Here is a 22035-nt window from a genome sequence, read left to right as displayed (position 1 = left end):
GAGACAGGACTGACCGATGCGCTTGCCGCCTTATCTGCTGTTGGCCGTGCCGTTGCTGGCGGTGCTTGCTGCGTGCACCAAGCAGACTCCACCGACGCCGCGTTTTGCGGCCATTGGCCAGCTGCAGACATTCGACCGCCGCTTCAGTGAGGCGGTCGCAAGCGATGCGCGCATCGAGAAGCTCGCCGAAGGCTTCACCTGGTCCGAAGGCCCGGCATGGGTGCGCAGCGGAGGCTATCTGTTGTTCACGGATGTGCCGGAAAACACGCTGTATCGCTGGTCCGAACAGGCCGGCCTGTCGGTCTTGCTGTCGCCCTCCGGCTACACCGGCCCGGAGCTGCCCACGCTGCGCGAGGCCGGCGCCAATGGTCTGTACGCCGAGCCCGACGGCACGGTGCTGCTGGCCGATTCCGGCACGCGCATCCTGGCCCGGCTCGATCCGGTCACGCGCAAGAAGACGCCGCTTGCGACCACCTTCGAGGGCCACCGTTTCAACAGCCCCAACGATGTCGTGCGACGCAGCGATGGCGTGGTGTTCTTCACCGACCCGCCGTACGGGTTGAAGGACCTGGATAAATCGCCGGTCAAGGAGTTGCGCTTCAATGGCGTCTATCGCCTGGACACCGATGGCAGCGTGCATCTGCTGGACGATGGCCTGAGCTTTCCCAACGGCATTGCCCTGTCGCCGGATGCGCGCACCTTGTACGTCTCCAACTCCGATCCGCAACGGCCGATCTGGATGGCTTATGCACTGGATGCGCAGGGCGCCGTCACCGGCAAGCGGGTGTTTGCCGATGCATCGGACCTGATCGCCAAGGATGTGCCCGGCCTGCCCGACGGCATGGCCGTGGCCGCCGACGGCACGCTGTTTGCCACCGGCCCTGGCGGCGTGATCGTCTTCGATCCCGCCGGCCAACGGTTGGGTCGCATCGCCACCGGCGAGGCCGTTTCCAACTGCGCCTTCGGCAACGATGGCCACATGCTGTACATGACCTCGCACGCGATGCTGGCGCGCGTGCGCGTGAAGTCGCTGGGCCTGCAGTTCGCGCGCTAGAGCGTGTTATGCATTTTGAGATGAGATGCGTTGGCCGCCGGCGGAGCGGAGCGGGTGCTGCGTGGCGCCGGCTTGGCTGGCGCCAAGGCAAGCCGCACGCCTTGTCTCGACGCGCCGCAGGACGCTCGCACTCACCTCAACGTCCATGACACGCTCCAGACGATCGCGGCGATGCCGCTGCATCGCCTTGCGTCGCGATGGAGACGCACACGCCTGACCGCGTGCGTGTCTGACCGCAGCGCCGATCGCCTCGTGCAGCCGTTGCATCGGCTGCGCTGCGCCACTGCCTCGGTCAGTCGTCGAGCCGCCACAGGCCGCGCCGTTGCAGGCAAGAACAGCGGCCATGACGCGCGCCGCACTGCGCGTCCTCGCCCGCAGCGCCGCCGCCGCTGAGGGCCTTCCCGAGCAGCGCGGTGCGCGCGAGCCCGCGCCTCCAACCGCTGGCTGCAGCGCCCGCGAGGCAGGCCATCCACCTAGCACGCTGCACGCCGTTAGCCACCGCAACCGTGGTGCGCCGCGTCAAAACAGGCGTGCACCGAATCCGCCTTACACCGCGCAGCGCCTGCTGCGCCAGGGCGTGCAGCTGTCCAGGCAATCGCCACGCTTGAGCCTGTTGCAAAAAGGTAATCATCGCTATAAGGTAGTTCTCACTACTGTCATGAGCGGGTTGCCCGCGGGGTTGCGGCAATGTACGAAGCTTGCGTTTCCCGATTGCTGCGCACCCTGGCGTGCGTTGTCGTAGCGGCGCTGCCGTTGATGCCTGCGCTGGCGGCAGCGTCCTCGCCAGTACAGGGCCTATGGCTGACTGCGGCCAAGGACGCCGTCATCGCATTTGCACCGTGTACCGGGGCCGCCAGCGCGATGTGCGGAAAGGTGGTGTGGGACAAGGACGCCGGCACGCCGAAGGACACCTGCGGTGTGCAGATCGCGCGCCTGGAGCGCGACGACAACGGCACCTGGCGCGACGGTTGGGCATTCGATCCGCGCAGCGGCAAGCGCTACAAGGCCACGCTGCGTGGCAAGGGCGACAGCCTGACCCTGCGCGCGTTCATCGGCGCCGAAGTGCTCGGCGAAAACATGCTGTTCACCCGCGTGCAGGTCCTGCCATCCGCGCCGGTGTGCGCCAGCCATTAGCTGCGTCCAGCGCGGCATGCGCGCGCAGCACCGACCGCCGCGATCGCGACGGTTCTCACTCACATCCACCGGGGGAATCCAGATGGCGAAGATCCATGTCGGCGCGGTTGTCGCGTGCGGGTTGCTGCAAGGCGCGGCTTGCCTACCGGCGCAGGCCCAGCAAGCCGACTCGGCCAGCGAGGGCAGCGTGGCCACCTATCAGTTCGACAACCAGGTCAAGCTGATGAGCGAACAGCGCACGCGCGGCATCTCCGATTCGTTGATGCGGCCCTCGGCCAAGTGGAGCACCCAGTTCGTGCATGCCAGCGGGCTGGTCGCCTTGCTGGAAGTGGCCGGGGTCAGCAAGCAGCAGTTCGTCAATGGCGATGGCCTGGGCGTCACCCTGGCCGGCGGGTATCGCTTCGGCGATCCGGACCGCTGGCACGCCGGCGTCGGCTTGGCCACGGAGCGATTCCCGGGGGCGCGCTTCATGGCGCCGCACGGCATCGACCTGGAAACCGGCACGCCGACCGACGTGCGCACGACCAACTACAACAGCGATTTCGCCGTGATGGAGCTGGGCTACGGCATCGTCGAAGGGCGCGTGTTGTATGTGGTGTCCAAGACCTACCGCGGTGCCGATACCGGCGGCGTGTGCGGGCAGATCCTGCGCTTCTCGATCGATCCGACTGCCGCATTGCAGTGCTACGCGCGCGGCGAACAGGATTCGCGCGGCACCGTGTTGGCCGACCTCAATAGCCAGTTGCCGTTGCTGCCCTCGCTGCTGCCGTCCACGACGCTGCGCCTGCATGCCGGCTACCAGAAACTGGCCAACTTTCGCGAAGGCAACTTCGCCGACTACCAGATCGGCATCACCCATCGGCGCTGGGGCCTGGACTGGAACCTGGACTGGCTGACCACCAACACCAACGCGCATCAGTTGTACTGGGTGCAGGATGGCGAGCGTATCCGCAAGACCGACGGCGATGCGCTGGTGTTCTCGATCGGCTACACGTTCTGATGCGCACGCAAACGCTCGCAGACGACACCGGCGGCAATGCGCCGCTGGTGCTGGCGGTGGACCTGGGAACCTCCGGCTGTAAATGCGCGTTGGTGACGCTGGACGGCAAGGTGCTCGCCTGGGCGTTCGAACCTGTGCAACTGCACGTGCAGGGCGTCGCTGCCGAACAAGACCCGCACGCGTGGTGGGACGCGTTCTGCGCCACCGCCGCGGCCGTGGTGCAGGGCGATGCGGGGCTGCGCCGACGCGTGGTGGCCGTGTGTTGCTCGACCCAGGGCGAAGGCACCGTCTGCGTGGACCACAACGGCCAGGCGCTCGGGCGCGCCATGCTGTGGCTGGACATGCGCGGCCAGGCGGCCATCGCCCGGCGTCTGCAGGGGCGCTGGCTCAATGTGCGCGGCTACGATCCGCTGCGCCTGTGGCGATGGTTGCGCCTGAGCGGCGGTGCGCCTGCGCGCAGCGGCAAGGATTGCGCTGGACACATCGCCTATCTGCGCGATCACCAGCCCGTGCGCTATGAGCGCACGCACAAGTTTCTCAACGTGCTCGACTACATGAATCTGCGCCTGACCGGCCGGTTCTGCGCCACCCCCGATTCGATGCTGACCACCTGGGTCACCGACAATCGCGACCCGCACCATATCCGCTACGACGCAGGCCTGCTGGACATGGTCGGGGTGGAGCGCGACAAGTTGCCGGACCTGCTGCCGTCCACTGCGGTGCTGGGTCCGCTGCTGCCGCAGGTGGCCCAGGCGCTGGGCCTGTCGCCGCAGACCGTGGTGGTGGCCGGCGCGATCGACACCTCGGCAGTGGCGGTGGCCGCGGCGGTGGAAGATCACGCCGCGCACCTGTACCTGGGCACCTCGTCGTGGCTGGGCGCGCATGTGCCGCGCATGAAGACCGACGTGCGCAGTACGATCGCCGCGGTGCCGTGCGCGGTGGAGGGGCGCTATCTGGCGATCGCCCTGCAGACCACCGCCGGCGCCAACCTGTCCTTTCTGCGCGACCGCATCCTGTTCCATGCCGACGAGCTGCTCAGCGACGAGCAGCGCCCGGACGTCTATGAAGTGCTCAATCGCATCGCCGCACGCGTGCCCGCAGGGTCCAATGGGTTGATCTACATGCCCTGGCTGTTCGGCGAACGCACGCCGGTGGAAGACCCGAGCCTGCGTGCCGGCCTGATCAATCTCTCGTTGATGCATAGCCGCGAGGACATGATCCGCGCGGTGATGGAAGGGGTGGCGTTCAACACGCGCTGGATGATGGAGCCCTTCGCACGCCTGCTTGGCTGCGACCCAGGCACGATCGCTGCGGTCGGCGGCGGCGCCCAGTCGGATCTGTGGTGCCAGATCATTGCCGATGTCAGCGGCCGGCCGATCCGGCAATTGCACAATCCGATCCAGGCCAATGCGGTCGGCGCGGCCTTTATCGCCGGGGTCGGCCTGGGCCGGCTCGGCTTCGGCGACCTGGCGGCATTGCAGCGCCCCCGGCGGGTCTACGAGCCGGATGCGGGCACGCGTGCGCTGTACGACGACCGCTATGCGGTGTTCAAGGACCTGCAGCGCACGTTGGCGCCGATCTACCGACGGCTCAATCCCTCCACGTCCGTTCCCGCCCAGGAGGTCGCTGCGCATGTTTGCCCATGAACAACGCCAGCGCGTGGTCGCGCTGTGCATCGAACTGTCGCGCCGCGGCTATCTGGCTGGCACCGGCGGCAATGTCGCCTTGCGTATCGATGCCGAGTGTTTCGCGGTCACCCCTTCGGCGATCGACTACCTGAGCATGCAGGCCGAGGATATCTGCATCGTCCGCACCAAGGACCTGCACCAGCTCGACGGCACGCGTACGCCGTCGGTCGAAACCGGCCTGCATGCGCAGGTGATGCGGCGGCGCCCGGACGTGGGCTGCAGCATCCACACCCACCAGCCGGTCGCCAGCGCCTGCACCCTGCTGGGCGCGCCATTGGAGGTGACGCAACCGGCGTTGCGCCGGCTGCTCGGCGCACGGATTCCGATCGCCGGCTACATGCCGTCGGGCACCGGCCTGCTGGCCCGCCTGCTGGCCCGGCAGCTGCGGCCCACCGTCAACGCCTATCTGCTGCGCAATCACGGCGTGGTCTGCTGCGGGACCAACCTGCAGGCGGCCGTCACCGTGGTCGAGGCGTTGGAGCTGGTCGCGCGCAGCCACCTGCAGACGCAGATCCAGGCGCGTGCGGCGCGCGAGCCCGACCTCGCTGCGGGCCTGCAGCGGGTGCTGACGGCGCTGGATTCTCACCGGCACACGTCCGGTGCGTCCTCCCTTTCCCAGACATGATGGCACCGACAATGAGCGTGACTTCCGCGATTTCGCAATGGCCCGATGTGGACCAGCTGTATCGCCGCTTCGATGCGTTGGTCAAACAGCCGATGCGGCCGATCCGGCGCGATGGCATGGACAAGGTGATGCGCTACTTCGAGCAGCGCTGCCAAGGCTCCAAGCAGTTGGGCGACGCCGCGCAGCGGGTGATTCCCGGCGGCGTGCAGCACAACCTGGCCTTCAACTACCCGTTCTCGCTGGCGATGCGCAGCGCCGAGGGCGCTTACCTGACCGACGTCGACGACAACCGCTACATCGATTTCCTGCAGGCCGGCGGCCCGACCTTGCTCGGCTCCAACCCACCGGCGTTGCGCGCACGCGTCAACGAGGTGCTGGACCAGTGCGGACCGGTGACCGGACTGCTGCACGAATACGAGGTCAAACTGGCCGAGCTGGTCTGCGCCAGCATGCCGGCGGTGGAGATGGTGCGCCTGCTCGGTTCGGGAACCGAGGCGGTGATGGGCGCGGTGCGCCTGGCACGCGCGTATACCCGCTAGTGCTGGATCATCAAGATCGGCGGTGCGTATCACGGCTGGAGCGACCAGTTGGTGTACGGCCTGCGCCTGCCCGGCACCGGCCGCATGGAAGCGATCGGCATTCCGCGTGGGGCGACCGCGCAGACCCAGGAATGCCTGCCCAACGATCTGGACGCGCTGCGCCGCAAGCTGCAATTCAATCGCCTGCGTGGCGGGACCGCCGCGGTGCTGCTCGAACCGCTGGGGCCGGAGAGCGGAACCCGCCCGGTGCATGCGGACTACAACCGCCAGGTGCGCGCGCTGTGCGACGAGTTCGGTGCGCTGCTGATCTTCGACGAAGTGGTCACCGGTTTCCGGCTGGGCCCCGGCGGTGCGCAAGGCTACTTCGGCGTTGCACCGGACATCACCGTGCTGGGCAAGTGCCTGGCCGGCGGCTACCCGATGGCCGGGGCGATCGGTGGCCGCCGCGAGGTGATGATGAGCCTGGTGGGCGGCATCGGCACGACCGCGCGGCGCGCGTTTGTCGGCGGCACGCTGTCGGCCAACCCGCTGTCCTGCGTGGCCGGCTATTACGCGTTGCTGGAAGCGCAGCAGAACGATGCCGCCGGCCGCGCCGGCCGCGCGGGCGATCGCCTGCGCGCCGGACTGGAGGCGATCATCCAGCGCCGCGGATTGCCGTACGTGGTCTACAACATGGGTTCGATCGTGCACTTGCAGACCTCCGGCGTGCTGCTGCTGGACACCGGCAACCTCTACAAACTCTGGCGCGTGCGCAACGACGCCAAGGCGCGCAAGCACATGATGGAAGAGATGGGCGCGGCGTATTCGGCGCACGGCCTGATCACCCTGGCCGGCAGCCGCATCTACACCAGCATGGCCGACACCGATGCGGTGATCGACGAGGCCTTGAACCGTTTCGACGATGTCTTCGCACTGGTCTGAGCCGATGAACGCCACCGATGCCCTGCGCGACACCTGGCTGCAGACCCGCGAACGGCTGCAGGCGACCCACTTGCTCGGCGACGATGACGCGGCCCTGTCGGTGCGTTGCCCGGGCGCAACGCAGATGTGGATCGGCAGCGCCGCGGCGCCAACGCCGCTGCTGCTGGATTGGCGCGAGGATGCCGCGCTGGAGGCGGCGCAGCGTCTGCATGCGCAGGTCTATGCGCAGCGTGGCGATGTGGGGGCGGTGGCCTGGTCGGCCGGTGCGTTCGGCCACTGCCTGGCCGACGTCGGCGGCGCCTTGCCGCAGGTGTTCGACGAACAGGCGCGGCATCTGGGGCCGATGCCGCCGCCGGTACGCGCGGCCGACGCGGCGGCCGTGCTGGCCAGCGGGATCGGCAACGCCGTGCTGGTGGCGCGGCGGCCGTTGTGCCTGGGGACCAGTGCGCGTCGCTTGGCGCTGAACATCGCGTTGTTCGAAAAGTGCGCCAAGGCGTATGTGCTGGCGGCGGCGACCGGAGGACCGAGCCGGCAGTTGCCGTGGTGGGTGCGTCGCATCGCCAACGGGCGTCTGCGCAAGGACCAGGTGCGTGCGGCGGTCGCATTCGCCAATGGCGCCCTGCCCACCGAAAGCACGGCTTACTGAAGGCATCTCATGCGCAGCCCTCATCCACCCGTATTGTCCGCCGTGGCCTTTCCCGCGTCGCAGGGGTTGCCGTCCGGTCTGTCGATCGGTTCGATCGCCCTGCTCATCCTGGGCGTGCAGCCGATCCTGCTGGGAACATTGGTCGAGCAGAAGCTGATCACGCTCTCCGGCGTGGGCATCGTGGCGATGGGGGAGATCGTCGCGCTCGGCCTGGGCGTGGCGCTGGGCGATGCGCTGTTGCCGCACCGCTGGCAACGTCAGGTCGCGGTGCTGGCGGCGCTGTTGGCGGCACTGCTGGATCTGGCCACCACCCAGGCGGTCGGCGACACCGCGTTCGTGCTGGTACGTGCAGCTGCCGGCCTGGCGGAGGGGCTGCTGCTGTGGGTGGCGACCCTGACCATCGTGCGTGCGGCCAAGCCGGATCGGGTCACCGCGGTGTTCATGCTGACCCAGGCGGTGGCGCAGATCGCATTGGCGAACCTGCTGGCGTGGTGGGTGCTGCCGTCCACCGGCTGGAAAGGCGGCTTCGTGGCGCTGGGCGCGGTGACGCTGTGCGCGGCGCTGTTGGCACCGTTGCTGCCGGCGACCTTGTCTGCCGTGAGCGCAACCGCGCCGGCGAGCCACGTGCGCTGGTCGCCGACAACCCTGTTGCCCTTGCTGATCGCCTTCGTGCAGATGGCCGCGATCGGCGCGCTGTGGGCGTACCTGGAACCGTTGGGGCTGCGCGCCGGCCTGGATGCCGGGGCGGTGCAGGCGCACACCTCGCTGGTGCTGACGCTGCAGATCGTCGGCGCGCTGGCGGCGATCTGGTGGGTGCGCCGGCTCGGTCACGCGCGCACCCTGGTGGTCGGCAGCCTGGTGCTGGCGGCGGTGGCGGCCACCATGGCGCGTGCGGCGCCGGCCGGCACTGCCGCGTTCACGGTTGCCTGCGTGGGCTTCGGCCTGGTCTGGATGTTCCTGATGCCCTTCCACGTGGGTCTGGCGTTCGATGCCGACGCGCATGGCCGGGTGGCGGTGCTGGTGCCGGCGGTGCAGTTGCTGGGATCGGCAGCCGGCCCCTTGCTCGCGTCGCTGCTGCTGCAGCACGATGATCCGGCCCCGGTACCGGTCTTCAGTCTGGCCGCCGCACTGCTGGCGGCCGTCCTGGCGGCGGCTGCCGGCCGCGACCAGCGCCACCACGCGCCGCCGACCGGGGCCCAGCCGAGCAAGGGGGATCGATGATCGACAGCGTGTGCGGGATAGGCCGCAGCGCGCCGCCGCGTCTGGCGCGCCGGCCGCGGTGCCGTTTCCAGTGTGTGCGCTTGCAGCAGGGGCGTGCGCGTCATGCACGCTGACCTGGACGTCTGCGCCGAGGACATCGCGGCAGTGTTCGCCGCCCAGCAGCCGGTGGCCGCGGCCTGGCGCAGTTCCACCGCCGCGCAGCGGCGCGAGCGCCTGCGCGCGTTGCGCAGCGCGCTGCTGGCGCGGCGGCAGGCCCTGTATGCCGCCTTCGCCGGCGACTTCGGCAAGCCGGCGCTGGAAGTGGAGCTGAGCGAGCTGTTGCCGGTGGTGGACGAAATCGCCGCCGCCATCGCCGGGCTGCCGCGCTGGATGCGCCCGCGCAAGGTGTCCCCCACCTTGCTGACGCTGGGCACGCACGCGCAGATCGGCTATCAGCCCAAGGGCCGCTGCCTGATCATCGGCCCGTGGAATTATCCGGTCGCCACCGTGCTGGGGCCGCTGGTCTCGGCGCTGGCGGCAGGCAACACCGCCACCCTCAAGCCGTCCGAATTCACCCCGCAGGTCAACGCGGTGCTGCGCGAGCTGCTGGCCGAGGCGTTCGACCCTTCCGAAGTGGCGATGGTGCAGGGTGGCGTGGCCACCGCGCAGCGCTTGCTGGCCTGCCCGTTCGACCATGTGTTCTTCACCGGCTCGCCGGCAGTGGGGCGGCAGGTCATGGCCGCCGCCGCCGCCCAGCTGGCCTCGGTGACGCTGGAGCTGGGCGGCAAATCGCCGGCCATCGTCGACCGCAGCGCCAACCTGGAACGCGCCGCGCAGGTGCTGGTGTGGGGCAAGCTGGTCAATGCCGGGCAGACCTGCATCGCGCCCGATACGCTGTTCGTGCATCGCGAGGTCCGCACGGCGCTGCTGCAGCGGTGCCGCGAACTGCTGGCGCAGCGCTACGGCGGCAGCGCCGCGGCGGTGGCTGCCAGCCCCGACCTGGCGCGCATGATCCATGTCGGCCATGCGGCGCGCCTGGCGGCCTTGATCGATGAAGCGCGCGCTGCTGGCGCCGAGCTGGTGGCCGGCGGCGAGCATGACGTGGGCCAGCGTTTCATCGCCCCGACGGTATTGGCCGATGTTCCGGAACACGCGCGCATCGCGCAGGAAGAAATCTTCGGCCCGGTGCTGCCGGTGGTGACCTTCGACCATCTCGACACGGTGCTCGCCGGGCTCGACGCCGCTGCCAAGCCGTTGGCGCTGTATCTGTGGAGCAACGATGCCGCACAGGTCGCCCGCGTGCTGGCGCGCAGCAGCTCCGGCAGCGTGGTGGTCAATCACTGCCTGCAGCAGTTCATGCACACCGGCTTGCCGTTCGGCGGCATCGGCCAGTCGGGAATCGGCAGCGCGCATGGCGTGCATGGATTCAAGGCGTTCTCGCACGAGCGTGCGGTATTGCGCGGCGGCCGCCTGCTGACCGCCCGTGCCTTCTTTCCGCCGTATCGGGGATGGCAGCACCGCGTGGCCACCGCATTGACCGCCTGGCTGGCCCGCCGATGACGCGCGCGGCACAGATCGCCCGCGACGCAGCGCGTATGATGTGGCTCTGGCAAACACCGGCCGTGCACGCGCATGGCTTGGCGGTGGCATGGCGCTACTGCAGACGATGGACGCCGCCTGGCCGGCGCGATGCAGCAGCGACGCAACGGCGCAGGTGCAGTCGCGGTGGTCTGGCCGACGCATCACTCCGTGTTCGAGGAATCCCCCGCCCATGTCCACGACCAAGTCCCGTCCGCGCGCGCCGCTCAAGGCGCCCGCGCCCAGGCTGACCGGCAACAAGCTCCCGGCCCAGCATCGCGCGACCGAGACCTACGAACATATCCTGGCGGTCACCGCGCAATTGCTCGGCGATGTCGGCGTGGAACGGCTGTCCACCAATCTGGTCTGTGCGCATGCCGGACTGACGCCACCGGCGCTGTACCGCTACTTTCCCAATAAATATGCGCTGTTGTCCGAGCTCGGTACGCGCCTGATGCAGCGGCAGAACGCGCTGGTGCCCAAGTGGATCACGCCGCAGGCGATGTCCGGTTCGCGCGAACAGGTGCAGCAGGCGCTCACCGGCCTGGTGCTGGACACCTACCGGGTGACCAAGGCCACCGAGGGCGGGGTCTGGATCCTGCGCGCGCTGCGTGCGGTGCCGGCCTTGCAGCAGGTGCGCCTGGACTCGCACGCGCAGGTCACCAAGGCGCAGGTGCGCATGCTCGCCGATTTCTTTCCCGATGCAGACCCGCGCCAACTGCGTCTGGTCAGCCGCATCGCGGTGGACCTGATCTATGCGACCGTGGAGCTGCTGTTCGATGTGCGATTGAGCAGCCGCGCGGTGGCCGAGACCGTCGGCACGATGATCGCCGGCCACGTCGAGCAGTTGCGCGATGCAACGGCCGATGTGCCGAAAGGCAGTGCTGTGGCGCATCGGCGACACTCGCCACCGGCACGGCGTTCAAGCCGCGCTGGGTGATGGGCCGGCAGCGGGCGCGGTCGGCAGAGCTTGCGCGAAGGACGCGCCTTGCGCGCACTGAGGCGTCTGCCGGGGTGTAATGCCTACCCGCAGACACTGAATGCCGCGGGCAAGCCCGCGGCGCATGCGGCGCTCAGGGCACCGGCGGCAGCACGAGCAGGTCCTGCAGTTCCGGTCCGCCGCCGCGGTTGCCGCTGCCTGCGGCGATGTAGAGATCCCCGCCCACCTGCGCCGCCTGCGTGCCGTGCCTGCCGCGCGGCAGGGCCGGACCGGTCACCCACCGCGCGGTGGCCGGGTCGTAGGACTCCACTTCGGCATGGCCGGCGACCTGGGCCGTGCTTTCGCCGCCCAACAGCATGACCCGGCCGTGATGCGCGATGGCGGCCGCGCCCGCGCGCGGGGTCGGTAGCGTGGCATCGGCCACCGACCAGGTGGCCTGCCGCAGATCGTAGACATCCAGCTGCGGGATCGTTTGCGACAGCGTGTCGCCGGTGTCGTGCGAAGACCGGCGCCCGCCGCCCGCGTAGAGCTTGCCGTCGAGCACCACGGCATGGAAGTGATCGCGCGCATGCGGCGCATCGGGCAGGCGCGTCCAGCGCTGGGTCCGCGTGTCGAAGGCGTCCAGCCAGGGCACATAGCCGCTGTTGTGGCCACGCGTATTGCCGCCCACCAGATACAACACCCCGTCGTGCGCGACGGTACCGGCCGAACCGCGGCGGCGATCGGCAGGGATCTCCGCGCCCACCTGCCAGCGGTCGGTGGCCGGGTCGTAGATCAGCAGATGCGTCAACGCCGTTTCGTTGGGATAGTCGCCGGTAAACCCGCCCACCAGGTAGAGCTTGCCCGCCCAGACCGCTGCCTGGGCGTGGTTGACGGCCAACGGCGGTGCGCTGCCGCGCGACCAGCGCCGGGTCCGGGTATCGAAGATATCCAGCGGGCGTTCGCCGCGACCGCCGAGCACATACAGGCGCTCGCCGATGGCGGCCATGCTGTTTTCGTGGCGTGCATGCGGCTCGCCCTGCGCCTGCACCGAGCGCCATTGCCACTGGCTGGTCGATCCGGCTGGTGCGACGCCATTGGCCTGGCCGCTGGCAGGCACGCTTGCGGTCACCACAAGCAGGAACACCGCGCAGAACGACGTAGCCAAGCGATGCATCGGTGTTCCTTTGGTTGCCGAGAGCGGCCAGTCTACTCACCTGGCAACGCACAGCCAGAGCAGAAAGCGGACAGAGCCGCGACGCCCGTAGCGACCACGACATTGCAGCGCTGTCACGGTCGACGATGGCAGTGGTCGATCATCTGCACTGCGGTGTTCCTGCCGGATACGCAGCGCGCTTCATCGAGCGCTGCGCCATTGCTGCTTGCAAGTGCCCGGGGAGACGCCGCCTCTTCACGTCCGACAGCACCGCGTATGCGAACACTACCGCTACCGAACTGACAGGAGATCTGCGTGACGCGTTCATCGACAACGTCCCGTTCGGCGACAACACCGCCCAAGAGCGTCGCCGCTGCAGCGGCGCGTGGACTGCGCCTGCGCGAGCAGCATGGCCGTGGCGGTACCGCCGTTGGTGTGGCGCGTGCGCGCGATCTCTCCGCGCAGAAGTCGCTGTCTGCACAGACCATTGGACGCATGCATTCGTACTTCGCGCGACACAGCGTGGACAAGAGCGGCAAGGGCTGGGCGGATGCAAAGGCGCCATCGGCCGGCTACATCGCCTGGCTGCTCTGGGGCGGCGATGCAGGCCAGCGCTGGGCAGCGCGTGTATACGCGCGCCTGCAGCAGGCAAGCGCGACCAGGGGGGCCAGCAGCGGAGATGGCTCGAAGAAGACTGCTGTAAAGAAGACCGCAGCAAAGAAGAGCGCAACCAAGCAAGCCGCGACAAAAAGAACCGCGACGAAGAAGTCAGCAAAAAAGACGGCTGCGAAAAAGACCGCACCGAATAACCGCGCCACGAAAAAAACGGCGGCCGCGAGCGCCTCCGCCAGAAAGACTGCACCGTCCAAGGTCGCACGCAAGGCAAGCAAGAAAGCTGCAGCAAAGAGCCGCACGGCCGAGAAGAACGGCGCGACCAAGAAAGCGCCATCAAGGCGCACTGCGGCGAAGAAGGGCACCTCCACAGCTGCCAAAAAGCGTGCAACCAAGACGTCCGCGCCCTGGAACACGTCCAGCCCGAAGGGCGCTTCGCATTCCAAGCCACTGTCTCCATCGCAGAAGGCCCAGGCCCGCAAGCGCGCAAAAGCCGCAGGCCGGCCATATCCGAACCTGGTGGACAACATGGCCGTCGCCAGCAAGCGCAGCACGAGCAAGCGTGCGGCCAGGTCCAGCGGCGCGAAAAAGCGTGCAGGAACGAAATAGCGGTATCGGTAAAGCGTGTTGGACAGTGCATGCTGCAGCGATGTGCGGAACATGCCCGTGTCTTGTAGGCATGCTGCCGGGTCTGAGGCAGTGCCGGCTAAGCTGTGGCGCGGTGGCGTTTGCTGTCGCCACGGCATCGGTCCGAGCAGTACTTCACCTCGTCCCACACACGCTCCCACTTCTTGCGCCAACGAAACGGCCGCCCGCATTGCGCGCACACCTTCTCCGGTAGATCCTGTTTTTTGCGCGCTGCCATAGGCTGGGAGGACCGGGCATGTGTCGATGAAGCGGGGTGCAAGCATGTCATAGCGATGTCCAATGCAAAACGCCGTCTCAGGCTTCATGCAGGCTACTGCTGGAGCACAGCGGTACATGGCATTGGGAGCAAGCGCACGCGCTTTGTTATGGTTTGCAGGAAGCGGTTTGGCGGCACGTCTGCGGCATCGGAAGGCGCCACGCTCACAGCGACCGAATACGGGTTGATCCCGTCACCGCCCGCTAGCGCTTTTGAGGCGCGTGTACGAGCGAGCCTGTCACTTCCATCGAGCTGCGCACATGAGCGCTTCTGAAACGTGGACCCATGGAGATTGGTAATGGACACCAGCATCAACATAGAGGCGCAAACCATCCCAACCCTGCCAAGCCGCTCGATTCCGCAGACGGTGGCGTTCTATCGGCAACTGGGCTTTGTCGGCGATGCGCATCCGCACGATGCAGGTTACGCAATCCTGCGACGTGGCGATGTGGAGCTGCACTTCTTCGCGCATCCGGATCTGGATCCGGCCGACTGTTATGCGGGCTGTTACATCAGGGTCGGCGATGTGGATGCCGTCCACGCAGCGATGCAGCTCACCGCCTTGCCCGAGCGAGGCATTCCACGGCTCGACCCGGTCGGCGACAAGCCCTGGGGCATGCGTGAGTTCGCCATCGTCGATGAGAGCGGCAATCTGCTGCGGATTGGGCAGGTGATCGCGTCAGGGTGATGCATTGCATGAGCAAGGCGACTGCGCTGCTCACCGACCTGATGGCGCCCGCCCGCGCAATGCATGGCGCTGTGCACCGTCTTACACCTCACCCATCGACCCAAGGGCGTGTGTCACGTCAGTCGGGGTGGCCGTGCCAAGCGCTGCATAAGCCGCCTGCAAGGACGCACAAAAACGCGCGTCTGCGGACAACGATCCGAACACCGCCTCCAGTGTCAGGAAGGCGGCAACATCATGACCGGCATCGCCCGTCGCATTGCGACCATGCGCACCGAGGGCATCGTTCATCGGGTCGGTCAGCGGAACGCCGTTGTGCGCCTGCCTGCGGACGAAGTGCAGCCACGCGGCAACGGCCAGGCATAGGTGCCGGATCGGTTGGCCGGTAGCGAGTGCATCGCCGATCGTGCCGAGCAGTCGCACCGGAATTTTCAGCGAGCCGTCCCAGGCGATCTGGGCGAGCAGGTGGCGGATGGCGGGATTGCGAAAACGGGCAAGGATGGCGTCGCTGTAGCCTTGCGCATCAAAGCCGTCCATGGTCTGCAAGGTGGGTGCAATCTCCGCGCGCATCAATGTTTGCACGTACGCGGCAAGTTCGCGGTGACGCATGGCGTCGGCCACGGTGTCCAGGTTCAGCAGGCTGCCGAGATACGCCAGCGCCGAGTGCGGCGCGTTGAGCAGACGCAGTTTGGCGCGCGCGTAGCCGGCGATGTCTTCGCTCAGGGTGACGCCTGCGCGCTCGAATGCAGGGCGACCATTGCAGAAACGGTCTTCGATCACCCACTGGCTGTAGCGCTCGCGCTGGATCGGCCAGGCATCGTGCACGCCAAGCTGATCGTGGATGCGCGCGCGCAGCGCATCATCGGTGGCGGGCGTGATGCTGTCGACCATCGAGCGCGGGAAGGCGGCGTGCTGCGCGATCCATTCCGCAAGCGCCGGGTCGACCTGCGCTGCGAGCCGCACAACCGCGCGCTGCAGCAGCGTGCCGTTGTCGGTGAGGTTGTCGCAGCTCAGCGCAGTGAACGGCGCGGTGCCGTTGTGCATGCGCTGCCGCAGCCCGGCCACGAGGTAGCCGATGGCGCTCTGTGGAGTTGCGGGATGGGCGATATCGTGCGCGATGTCCGGATGCGAGAGGTCGAGCGTGTCGCCGGCCAGGCAATAGCCTTTCTCGGTGATGGTCAGCGTGACCAGGCGTACTGCCGGGTCGGCAAGGCGCGCGAGCACGGCAGCGTGTTCGTCTGCGGCGCAGAGCACCTCGCCGATGGCCCCGATGACGCGCAGTTGCGGGTGTTCGTCGAGCAGGGCGAGGGTGTACAGGCCCTCTTGCGGACGTAAGGCATCGCGCACCTGCGGGCGATGCAGCGAGACGGCGCTGATGGCCCAGCTGGGGTCTTCGGCAAGCAGGTCGTCGATATAGACGGCCTGGTGAGCACGGTGGAAGGCGCCTGCGCCGAGATGCACGATGCCGATGGTGGTGCTTGCCAGGTCATAGCTGGGCCTTGCAACCACCGGCGGCAATGTGCCGAGGGTGTCGAGCGAAAGACGTGGTGCGTGCATCGTGTCGCCTGCGAGGTAGGGGTGTTTGGAGGAGGGGCTACGCCGAACCCTTACCCCAAACCCTCTCCCGGGAGGAGAGGGGGTTTTGAAGCAATCGCAGCCGAAGGGATTGTTTACCCACGGCCGCATGGCGAGAGTGTCAGCGGCTGCTACTTGTCGGTCACGGTAAAGCGCTGCCTGGCGCGGATATCCGCACTGGAGGCGCCGATCTGCACTTCATAGGCGCCTGGGTCCACCCCATACGCCTTGCGCTGCTCGTCGTAGAGCCGCAGTGCATCCTTTGCGTTGATGGTGAAGCCTAGCTCGCGCTGCTCGCCCGGCTGCAGGGCGATACGTTGAAATCCGTGCAATTCCTTGCCGGCACGTTCGCGTTGCGGGGCGAGCGGATGCAGATACAGCTGCACCACCTCATCGCCCGCGCGCTGGCCGGTGTTCTTGACCGTGACGGTGGCAGCGAGCGAGCCATCGGTTGCGATGGTGGTGCGGTCCAGGCGCAGTCCTGAATAGGCGAACTGCGTGTACGACAGGCCGTGGCCGAACGGATACAGCGGCGTGCCGCCGAAGTAGCGGTAGGTGCGGCCGCGCATGGCGTAGTCGTCGAACGCCGGCAGTGTTTCGCTTTCCTTGTAGAACGTCACCGGCAAGCGGCCGCCCGGATTGGCATCGCCGAACAGCGTGTCGGCCACCGCGGTGCCGCCGCGCTGGCCGGGATACCAGGCCAGCAGGATCGCCGGCAGGTGCTGCTGCGCCCAATCGATGGCCAGCGCCGAGCCGGTGGTCAGCACCGCCACCACCGGCCTGCCGGTGGCCTGCAAGGCTTCGAGCAGGTCGCGCTGCGGCTTGGGCAGGCGCAGGTCGGTGCGGTCGCCGCCGGCAAAGCCGGGGTAATTCACCTTCATTTCCTCGCCTTCGACATCGCCGGTCAGGCCACCGACGAAGACCACCACATCAGCGCTGCGTGCCACGTCCAGCGCCTCCTGCAAGGGTGGCCTGGCCCCGGGTTGGCGCCAGGCCAGGCGCACGGCGGCATCGCGCTCGCCTTCGAAGTATTCCAGCCGCACCTCGTAGGCGCGGCCGGCCTGCAGCTGCACGTCGACGCCATCGGCGTGCAGGCGGTCGCTGGTGCTCCAGCGGTCGATCACCGGCTTGCCGTCCAGGTACAGGCGCACGCCGTCGTCGGCGGCCGCTTCCAGGTGGTAGGTGCCGGTGGTCGGCGGGACCAGCTGGCCGCTCCAGCGGATGCTGAAGTTGTCCGCCGGCACCGCTTCGCTTGGCCCGGCTTCGCCACGCGCCAGCAGATTGTCGGTCGGCGAGCCACGGTCCCATTTGAAGCCGATCTGCGCATCCACCCGCACCAGGGCCGGCTTACCCGACAAGTCGCGATTGCGGAAGTACTCGCCACGCAAACCGCGCTCGGGCGAGTTGGCCGATGGCCGCAGGTATTGCGGTTCGATCAACGGGGTGGCGGCGGGATCGTCGCGCCCCTCGACCAGATCGGCGCCGCGCGCATACAGCACCTGCGCATTCGGGGCCGCGGCTCGGATGCCTTGCAGCACGGTGACCGGCGCGGCCGGCGTGCCGTAGTAATTGCCCAGCAGCGCCATGGTGTCGTCGGCGGTGGGGCCGATCACCGCGATGCGCTTGAACTTGGCGCGCGACAACGGCAGCAGGCCATCGTTCTTCAACAGCACCAGCGATTCGCGCGCGGTGCGTCGTGCCAGCGCATCGTGCGCCGGCGATTGGTTGACCGAGGCGGGAATCGTCGACCACGGCAACTGCCCGGGCGGATCGAACATGCCCAGGCGCATGCGCGCGGTCATCAAGGTCTTCAACGCGGTGTCGATCTGCGCTTCGTCGATCAGGCCCTGGCGGACCGCTGCCGGCAGGGTGGCGTACTCCTCCCCGCATTCCAGCTCGGTGCCGTGCTTGACCGCCAGCGCAGCGGCTTGTTCGCGGGTGGCGACGATCTTGTGGTGCTTCCAGATATCCACGATCGCCCAGCAGTCGGACACCACGTAGCCCCTGAAGCCCCATTGGTCACGCAGTACATCCTGCAGCAGGAACTTGCTGGCGCTGGCCGACTCGCCGTACACGCGGTTGTAGGCGCCCATCACCGCATCCACCTTGCCCTCCTTGACCAGTGCCTCGAACGCCGGCAGGTAGGTCTCGTACAGGTCGCGCTGGGAGGGGCGCGCATCGAAGTGGTGACGATCGGCTTCCGGGCCACTGTGCACGGCCAAATGCTTGGCGGTGGCGTCGAGCTTGCGGTACGGCTCGCCCTGCGCGTTCTTCGGTGCGGCGGCGCCTTCGCCCTGCAGGCCCTGCACGAAGGTCACGCCCATGCGCGCGGTGAGGAAGGGATCCTCGCCGTAGGTTTCCTGGCCGCGGCCCCAGCGCGGATCACGGAAGATATTGATGTTCGGCGACCAGAAGGTCAGCCCCTGATAGCGCGCGTGCTGGTTCTGGCGCAGGAACTGATGGTGCTTGGCGCGCGCCTCGTCGCTGATCGCGGTGGCGACCTCGTGCATCAGCGGTAGGTCGAAGGTGGCGGCCATGCCGATCGCCTGCGGGAACACCGTCGCCCCGCCGGCGCGCGCCACGCCATGCAGCGCCTCGTTCCACCAATCGTAGGCAGGCACCTGTAGCCGTGGAATCGCCGGTGCGGCGTTCTGCATCTGCGCGGCCTTTTCTTCCAGGGTCATGCGCGACACCAGATCGGCCGCGCGTGCCTCGAAAGAGCGCTGCGTGTCCAGATACGGCGGCGTGGCGGCGTGGGCAGCGCCTGTAGCGCACCCCAATGCAAGCAGGACACCCTGCGCGAGCGAACGAAACCGGGTGGGCGGATGCGAAGGCATGGTCAGTCCTGTGAAGAGCGGTCGGGGTGCGATTGGGCAAAAGGCCCGATCATGCTGCCGACGAAACCGCCGGCCTGTGCGGTGCTGAGAAAGCCGGCATCGTCGTTGCGGTGTAGCGATTGCCAGCCGCGGCCATCGGCATCGAAGGCGAAGCTATACGCACCGCCATCGCCGCTGATCTGCAGCCGCAGCTGTGCCGTGGCCGGGATGCGAGCCTGCGCCAGCGTGGTGGTGGCCGCGCCATCGCGCTTGTCCAGAAACACCTGCACGGCATCGCCATCGCGACGAATGCCGAGTGCGTACCACGCGGTCGAATTCTGAAATGCGGCCAAGCCTGCACTGATGCCTGCCTGGGTCGGCACCTCCAGTGCGGTGCTGGCGGTGAAACGCATATGTTGCTGGCGGCGTGCGAGAAACGCGGGTGTGCCGGTACCGTCCAGCCCGTGTGCGTCGGCATGCAGCGTCAACCAGCCCGCCCGCGTGCGCAGGTCGGCCACGTCGTGCTTTGGCACGCGCACGGTCAGCCATTCGCGTTGCAGCGTGGTGTGATCGAAATCGTCGTGCCAGACGAAGTTGCCCGACAATGGCGCCTGCGTGGCAGGTGCCTTCATGCCAGCGGGCGCCTTGGCGATGTAAGGAATCGGCTGTCCCGCCGGCAGGATCGAGGGCCATCCATCGCGCCACTGCACCGGCAGCAAAAACGTTTCGCGCCCGGTGTTGTAGCGATCGCCGCGATACGGACGGCTGGCGAGAAACACCGCCCACCACTGCCCATCGGGTGTGTCGACCAGATCCACGTGGCCGGCATTGCTGATCGGATGCGCGCGCTCGGCCGGCAGGTCGCGTTGGGTCAGGATGGGGTTGTTCGGTGCCGGTGCATACGGCCCCCACACGGTGCGGCTGCGCAACACCACCTGTGAATGCTGCGGCCCGGTGCCGCCCTCGGCGCACGAGAGGTAGTACCACCCGTCGCGTTGATACAGGTGCGGGCCTTCGATCCAGATCGGCTTGCTGGCCAGATCCACGCCGCCATTGAGCAACACCTTGCGCGGGCCGACTGGTGCGTTCTTCGCGATATCGAAGCGCTGCATCCAGATGGCGCGATGCCCGTCGTACAGCGGCGGGCCCTCCGGCGGGCCGTTGTTGAGCAAGTAGGCGCTGCCATCGGTATCGAAGAACAGGGACGGGTCGATACCGTCGATGCTGGGCAACCACGTCAATGCCGACCATGGGCCCGCGGGATCGTTGGCACTGGCGATGAAATTGCCACCGCTGTCGACCGAGGTGCCCACCACGTAAAAGCGCCCGTCGTGATGGCGGATGCTGGCGGCATACATGCCGCGCGACATGCGCAGCCCGTCGTAATCGAGCTGCTCGCGGCGGTCGACCACGTTGCCGATCTGGGTCCAATGCACAAGATCGGTACTCTCCAGCACCGGGATCGCCGGGAAATACGTGAACGTCGAATTGACCAGGTAATAGCGCTCTCCCACGCGCGTGATGCTGGGGTCCGGGTAGAACCCGGCCAACACCGGATTGCGGTAGTGCCCGGCCGGCAGCGGCGTGGCGAATACCGCATCGTCGCCGCGGTATTCGAACCAGTCGAACGCAACATCGGCAGAGGCCTGCGCCTGCGCGTTCGCAGGCACCGCCAAGGCCATCAGCAGGGCCACACACGTGGCAGAAAACGCGCGCATCACCAATCCCACATCGCGCCGTCTTCCAGTCGCGCGATCGGCAACTGCTTGGGCACGTAGGGATACTTCGCTGCAAGCGCTTCGTCGATGTCCACGCCATGCCCCGGCGTCTCGCCGCAGTGCAGGCGGCCATCGCGGAAGTGGTAGTCGTGCGGGAATACCGCATTGGCTTGGTCGGAATGGAATATGTATTCCTGGATGCCGAAATTGGGTACCCAGGTGTCGAAGTGCAAGGCGGCGCCCATGCACACCGGCGAGAGGTCGGTGGCCCCGTGGAAGCCGGTGCGCACCTGATGCAGCGCGGCGAAATCGGCCAGCCGGCGCACATGGGTGAGACCGCCGGCGTGGACGATCGTGGTGCGGATGTAGTCGATCAGTTGCTGCTCGATCAGGTGCTTGCAGTCCCAGATCGAATTGAACACCTCGCCCACCGCCAGCGGCGTCACCGTGTGCTGGCGAATGATCTCGAACGCACGCTGGTTTTCCGCCGGGGTGGCATCTTCCAGCCAGAACAGCCGGTACGGCTCCAGGTCGCGGCCCAGGCGTGCGGCTTCGATCGGGGTGAGCCGGTGGTGCGCATCGTGCAGCAGTTCGATCTCGTCGCCATGGTCGGCGCGCAGTTGCTCGAACAGGCGCGGCACGACGCCGAGGTAGCGCGGCGTGGACCATACGGTTTCGGTGGGCAGCTCGCTTTCGGCCGGTTCGTACGGCTTGCCGCCGACAGAAATGCCGTAGGTCTTCTTGATGCCTGGCACGCCGCATTGCGCGCGAATGGCGATAAAGCCCATTTCGCGGAAACGGCCCACTTCGTCGCTGGTTTCGGCGATATCGCGCCCGTTGGCATGCCCGTACACCAGCGCACCTTCGCGTGAGCGCCCACCGAGCAGCTGATACAGCGGCATGCCGGCCATCTTGCCCAGGATGTCCCACAACGCCACATCCACCGCGGCAATCGCGCTCATCGTCACCGGGCCGCGCCGCCAGTACGCGCCGCGGTAGAAGAACTGCCAGATGTCTTCGATGCGCCCGGCATCGCGGCCGATCAGATTCGGCACCAGGTGTTCCTGCAGATACGCGGCCACCGCCAGTTCGCGCCCGTTGAGCGTGGCATCGCCCACACCGGTGATGCCCGAGCGCGTGCGGATCTTCAAGGTGACGAAATTGCGCCCCGGGCAGGTGACGATGACGCGCGCCTCGACGATCTCGCGGTCGCGGGCAGAGCCTTGCAGCGGTGCAGGGGAGTCGGAAGTCTGTGACATCGTGAT

The 22035-nt window shown here is 67.6% G+C and carries 18 protein-coding genes and 1 pseudogene; 11 read left to right on the top strand and 8 right to left on the bottom strand.

Annotated features, from left to right (window positions below; translation table 11 throughout):
• Positions 1-16: 16 nt before the first annotated feature.
• A complete protein-coding gene (locus AMD14_RS21730; RefSeq protein WP_011052840.1) occupies positions 17-1054 on the top strand; it encodes an SMP-30/gluconolactonase/LRE family protein in 1038 nt (345 codons plus the stop codon).
• A 292-nt stretch (positions 1055-1346) separates the two neighbouring features.
• Here the strand turns inward: AMD14_RS21730 and AMD14_RS24795 are convergent, their stop codons facing one another.
• Positions 1347-1685 carry a hypothetical protein gene (locus AMD14_RS24795; protein WP_029829690.1) on the bottom strand — a complete coding sequence of 113 codons (339 nt, stop codon included), beginning with the start codon at positions 1683-1685 and terminating at the stop codon, positions 1347-1349.
• Between the two features lie 56 nt (positions 1686-1741).
• Between AMD14_RS24795 and AMD14_RS21715 the strand changes: the two genes are divergently transcribed.
• From AMD14_RS21715 to AMD14_RS21675, 9 genes and pseudogenes are all read left to right on the top strand, one after another.
• Positions 1742-2188: a DUF2147 domain-containing protein gene (locus AMD14_RS21715; RefSeq protein ID WP_011052838.1), complete on the top strand. Its 447-nt coding sequence runs from the start codon at positions 1742-1744 to the stop codon at positions 2186-2188.
• Positions 2189-2270: 82 nt separating this feature from the next.
• A complete protein-coding gene (locus AMD14_RS21710) occupies positions 2271-3188 on the top strand; it encodes a TorF family putative porin (protein WP_015463777.1) in 918 nt (305 codons plus the stop codon).
• Positions 3188-4834: a xylulokinase gene (locus AMD14_RS21705; protein ID WP_015463776.1), complete on the top strand. Its 1647-nt coding sequence runs from the start codon at positions 3188-3190 to the stop codon at positions 4832-4834. The genes AMD14_RS21710 and AMD14_RS21705 overlap by 1 nt, the downstream gene beginning before the upstream one ends.
• The gene (locus tag AMD14_RS21700; protein WP_003485022.1) at positions 4821-5501 is read left to right on the top strand and encodes a class II aldolase/adducin family protein; all 681 of its coding nucleotides are present in this window, start codon (positions 4821-4823) and stop codon (positions 5499-5501) included. The genes AMD14_RS21705 and AMD14_RS21700 overlap by 14 nt, the downstream gene beginning before the upstream one ends.
• Positions 5502-5512: 11 nt before the next feature.
• Positions 5513-6961 (top strand): annotated as a pseudogene (locus AMD14_RS21695) (aspartate aminotransferase family protein).
• 4 nt (positions 6962-6965) lie between these two features.
• Positions 6966-7607 carry a hypothetical protein gene (locus AMD14_RS21690; protein ID WP_015463773.1) on the top strand — a complete coding sequence of 214 codons (642 nt, stop codon included), beginning with the start codon at positions 6966-6968 and terminating at the stop codon, positions 7605-7607.
• A gap of 78 nt (positions 7608-7685) precedes the next feature.
• On the top strand, positions 7686-8828 hold the full coding sequence (locus AMD14_RS21685) for an MFS transporter (protein ID WP_040107823.1): 1143 nt from the start codon (positions 7686-7688) through the stop codon (positions 8826-8828).
• 102 nt (positions 8829-8930) lie between these two features.
• Positions 8931-10367, top strand: coding sequence for an aldehyde dehydrogenase family protein (locus AMD14_RS21680; protein WP_003485014.1), 1437 nt, complete (start codon positions 8931-8933; stop codon positions 10365-10367).
• A 211-nt stretch (positions 10368-10578) separates the two neighbouring features.
• Positions 10579-11325 carry a TetR/AcrR family transcriptional regulator gene (locus AMD14_RS21675; protein WP_003485012.1) on the top strand — a complete coding sequence of 249 codons (747 nt, stop codon included), beginning with the start codon at positions 10579-10581 and terminating at the stop codon, positions 11323-11325.
• A 133-nt stretch (positions 11326-11458) separates the two neighbouring features.
• Here AMD14_RS21675 and AMD14_RS21670 read toward each other — a convergent pair whose 3' ends face one another.
• From AMD14_RS21670 to AMD14_RS24340, 3 genes are all read right to left on the bottom strand, one after another.
• Positions 11459-12481 (bottom strand): Kelch repeat-containing protein, encoded by a 1023-nt coding sequence (locus AMD14_RS21670; RefSeq protein WP_011052830.1) that lies wholly within the window; start codon positions 12479-12481, stop codon positions 11459-11461.
• 551 nt (positions 12482-13032) lie between these two features.
• The gene (locus AMD14_RS21665) at positions 13033-13554 is read right to left on the bottom strand and encodes a hypothetical protein (RefSeq protein WP_040107821.1); all 522 of its coding nucleotides are present in this window, start codon (positions 13552-13554) and stop codon (positions 13033-13035) included.
• 224 nt (positions 13555-13778) lie between these two features.
• The gene (locus AMD14_RS24340) at positions 13779-13937 is read right to left on the bottom strand and encodes a DUF2256 domain-containing protein (protein WP_005916138.1); all 159 of its coding nucleotides are present in this window, start codon (positions 13935-13937) and stop codon (positions 13779-13781) included.
• Positions 13938-14274: 337 nt separating this feature from the next.
• Between AMD14_RS24340 and AMD14_RS21660 the strand changes: the two genes are divergently transcribed.
• The gene (locus tag AMD14_RS21660; protein WP_005916135.1) at positions 14275-14664 is read left to right on the top strand and encodes a bleomycin resistance protein; all 390 of its coding nucleotides are present in this window, start codon (positions 14275-14277) and stop codon (positions 14662-14664) included.
• Between the two features lie 81 nt (positions 14665-14745).
• On the opposite strand, the gene AMD14_RS21655 is transcribed toward AMD14_RS21660, so the two are convergent.
• The 4 genes from AMD14_RS21655 to manD all read right to left on the bottom strand — a co-directional run bounded on the left by AMD14_RS21655 (position 14746) and on the right by manD (position 22029).
• Positions 14746-16218 carry a mannitol dehydrogenase family protein gene (locus tag AMD14_RS21655; protein WP_011052827.1) on the bottom strand — a complete coding sequence of 491 codons (1473 nt, stop codon included), beginning with the start codon at positions 16216-16218 and terminating at the stop codon, positions 14746-14748.
• Positions 16219-16367: 149 nt separating this feature from the next.
• Positions 16368-19073: a glycoside hydrolase family 3 protein gene (locus AMD14_RS21650; RefSeq protein WP_011052826.1), complete on the bottom strand. Its 2706-nt coding sequence runs from the start codon at positions 19071-19073 to the stop codon at positions 16368-16370.
• Positions 19074-19075: 2 nt separating this feature from the next.
• Positions 19076-20746, bottom strand: coding sequence for a glycoside hydrolase family 43 protein (locus AMD14_RS21645; RefSeq protein ID WP_040107820.1), 1671 nt, complete (start codon positions 20744-20746; stop codon positions 19076-19078).
• Positions 20747-20769: 23 nt separating this feature from the next.
• Positions 20770-22029, bottom strand: coding sequence for a D-mannonate dehydratase ManD (gene manD, locus AMD14_RS21640; protein WP_011052824.1), 1260 nt, complete (start codon positions 22027-22029; stop codon positions 20770-20772).
• Between the last annotated feature and the right edge of the window lie 6 nt (positions 22030-22035).

The sequence above is a fragment of the Xanthomonas citri pv. citri genome (genome assembly GCF_000961215.1).
Classification (GTDB): domain Bacteria; phylum Pseudomonadota; class Gammaproteobacteria; order Xanthomonadales; family Xanthomonadaceae; genus Xanthomonas; species Xanthomonas cissicola.
Note: the sequence above shows the minus strand (reverse complement) of the source record. Positions and strands in the feature narration are given on the sequence as shown.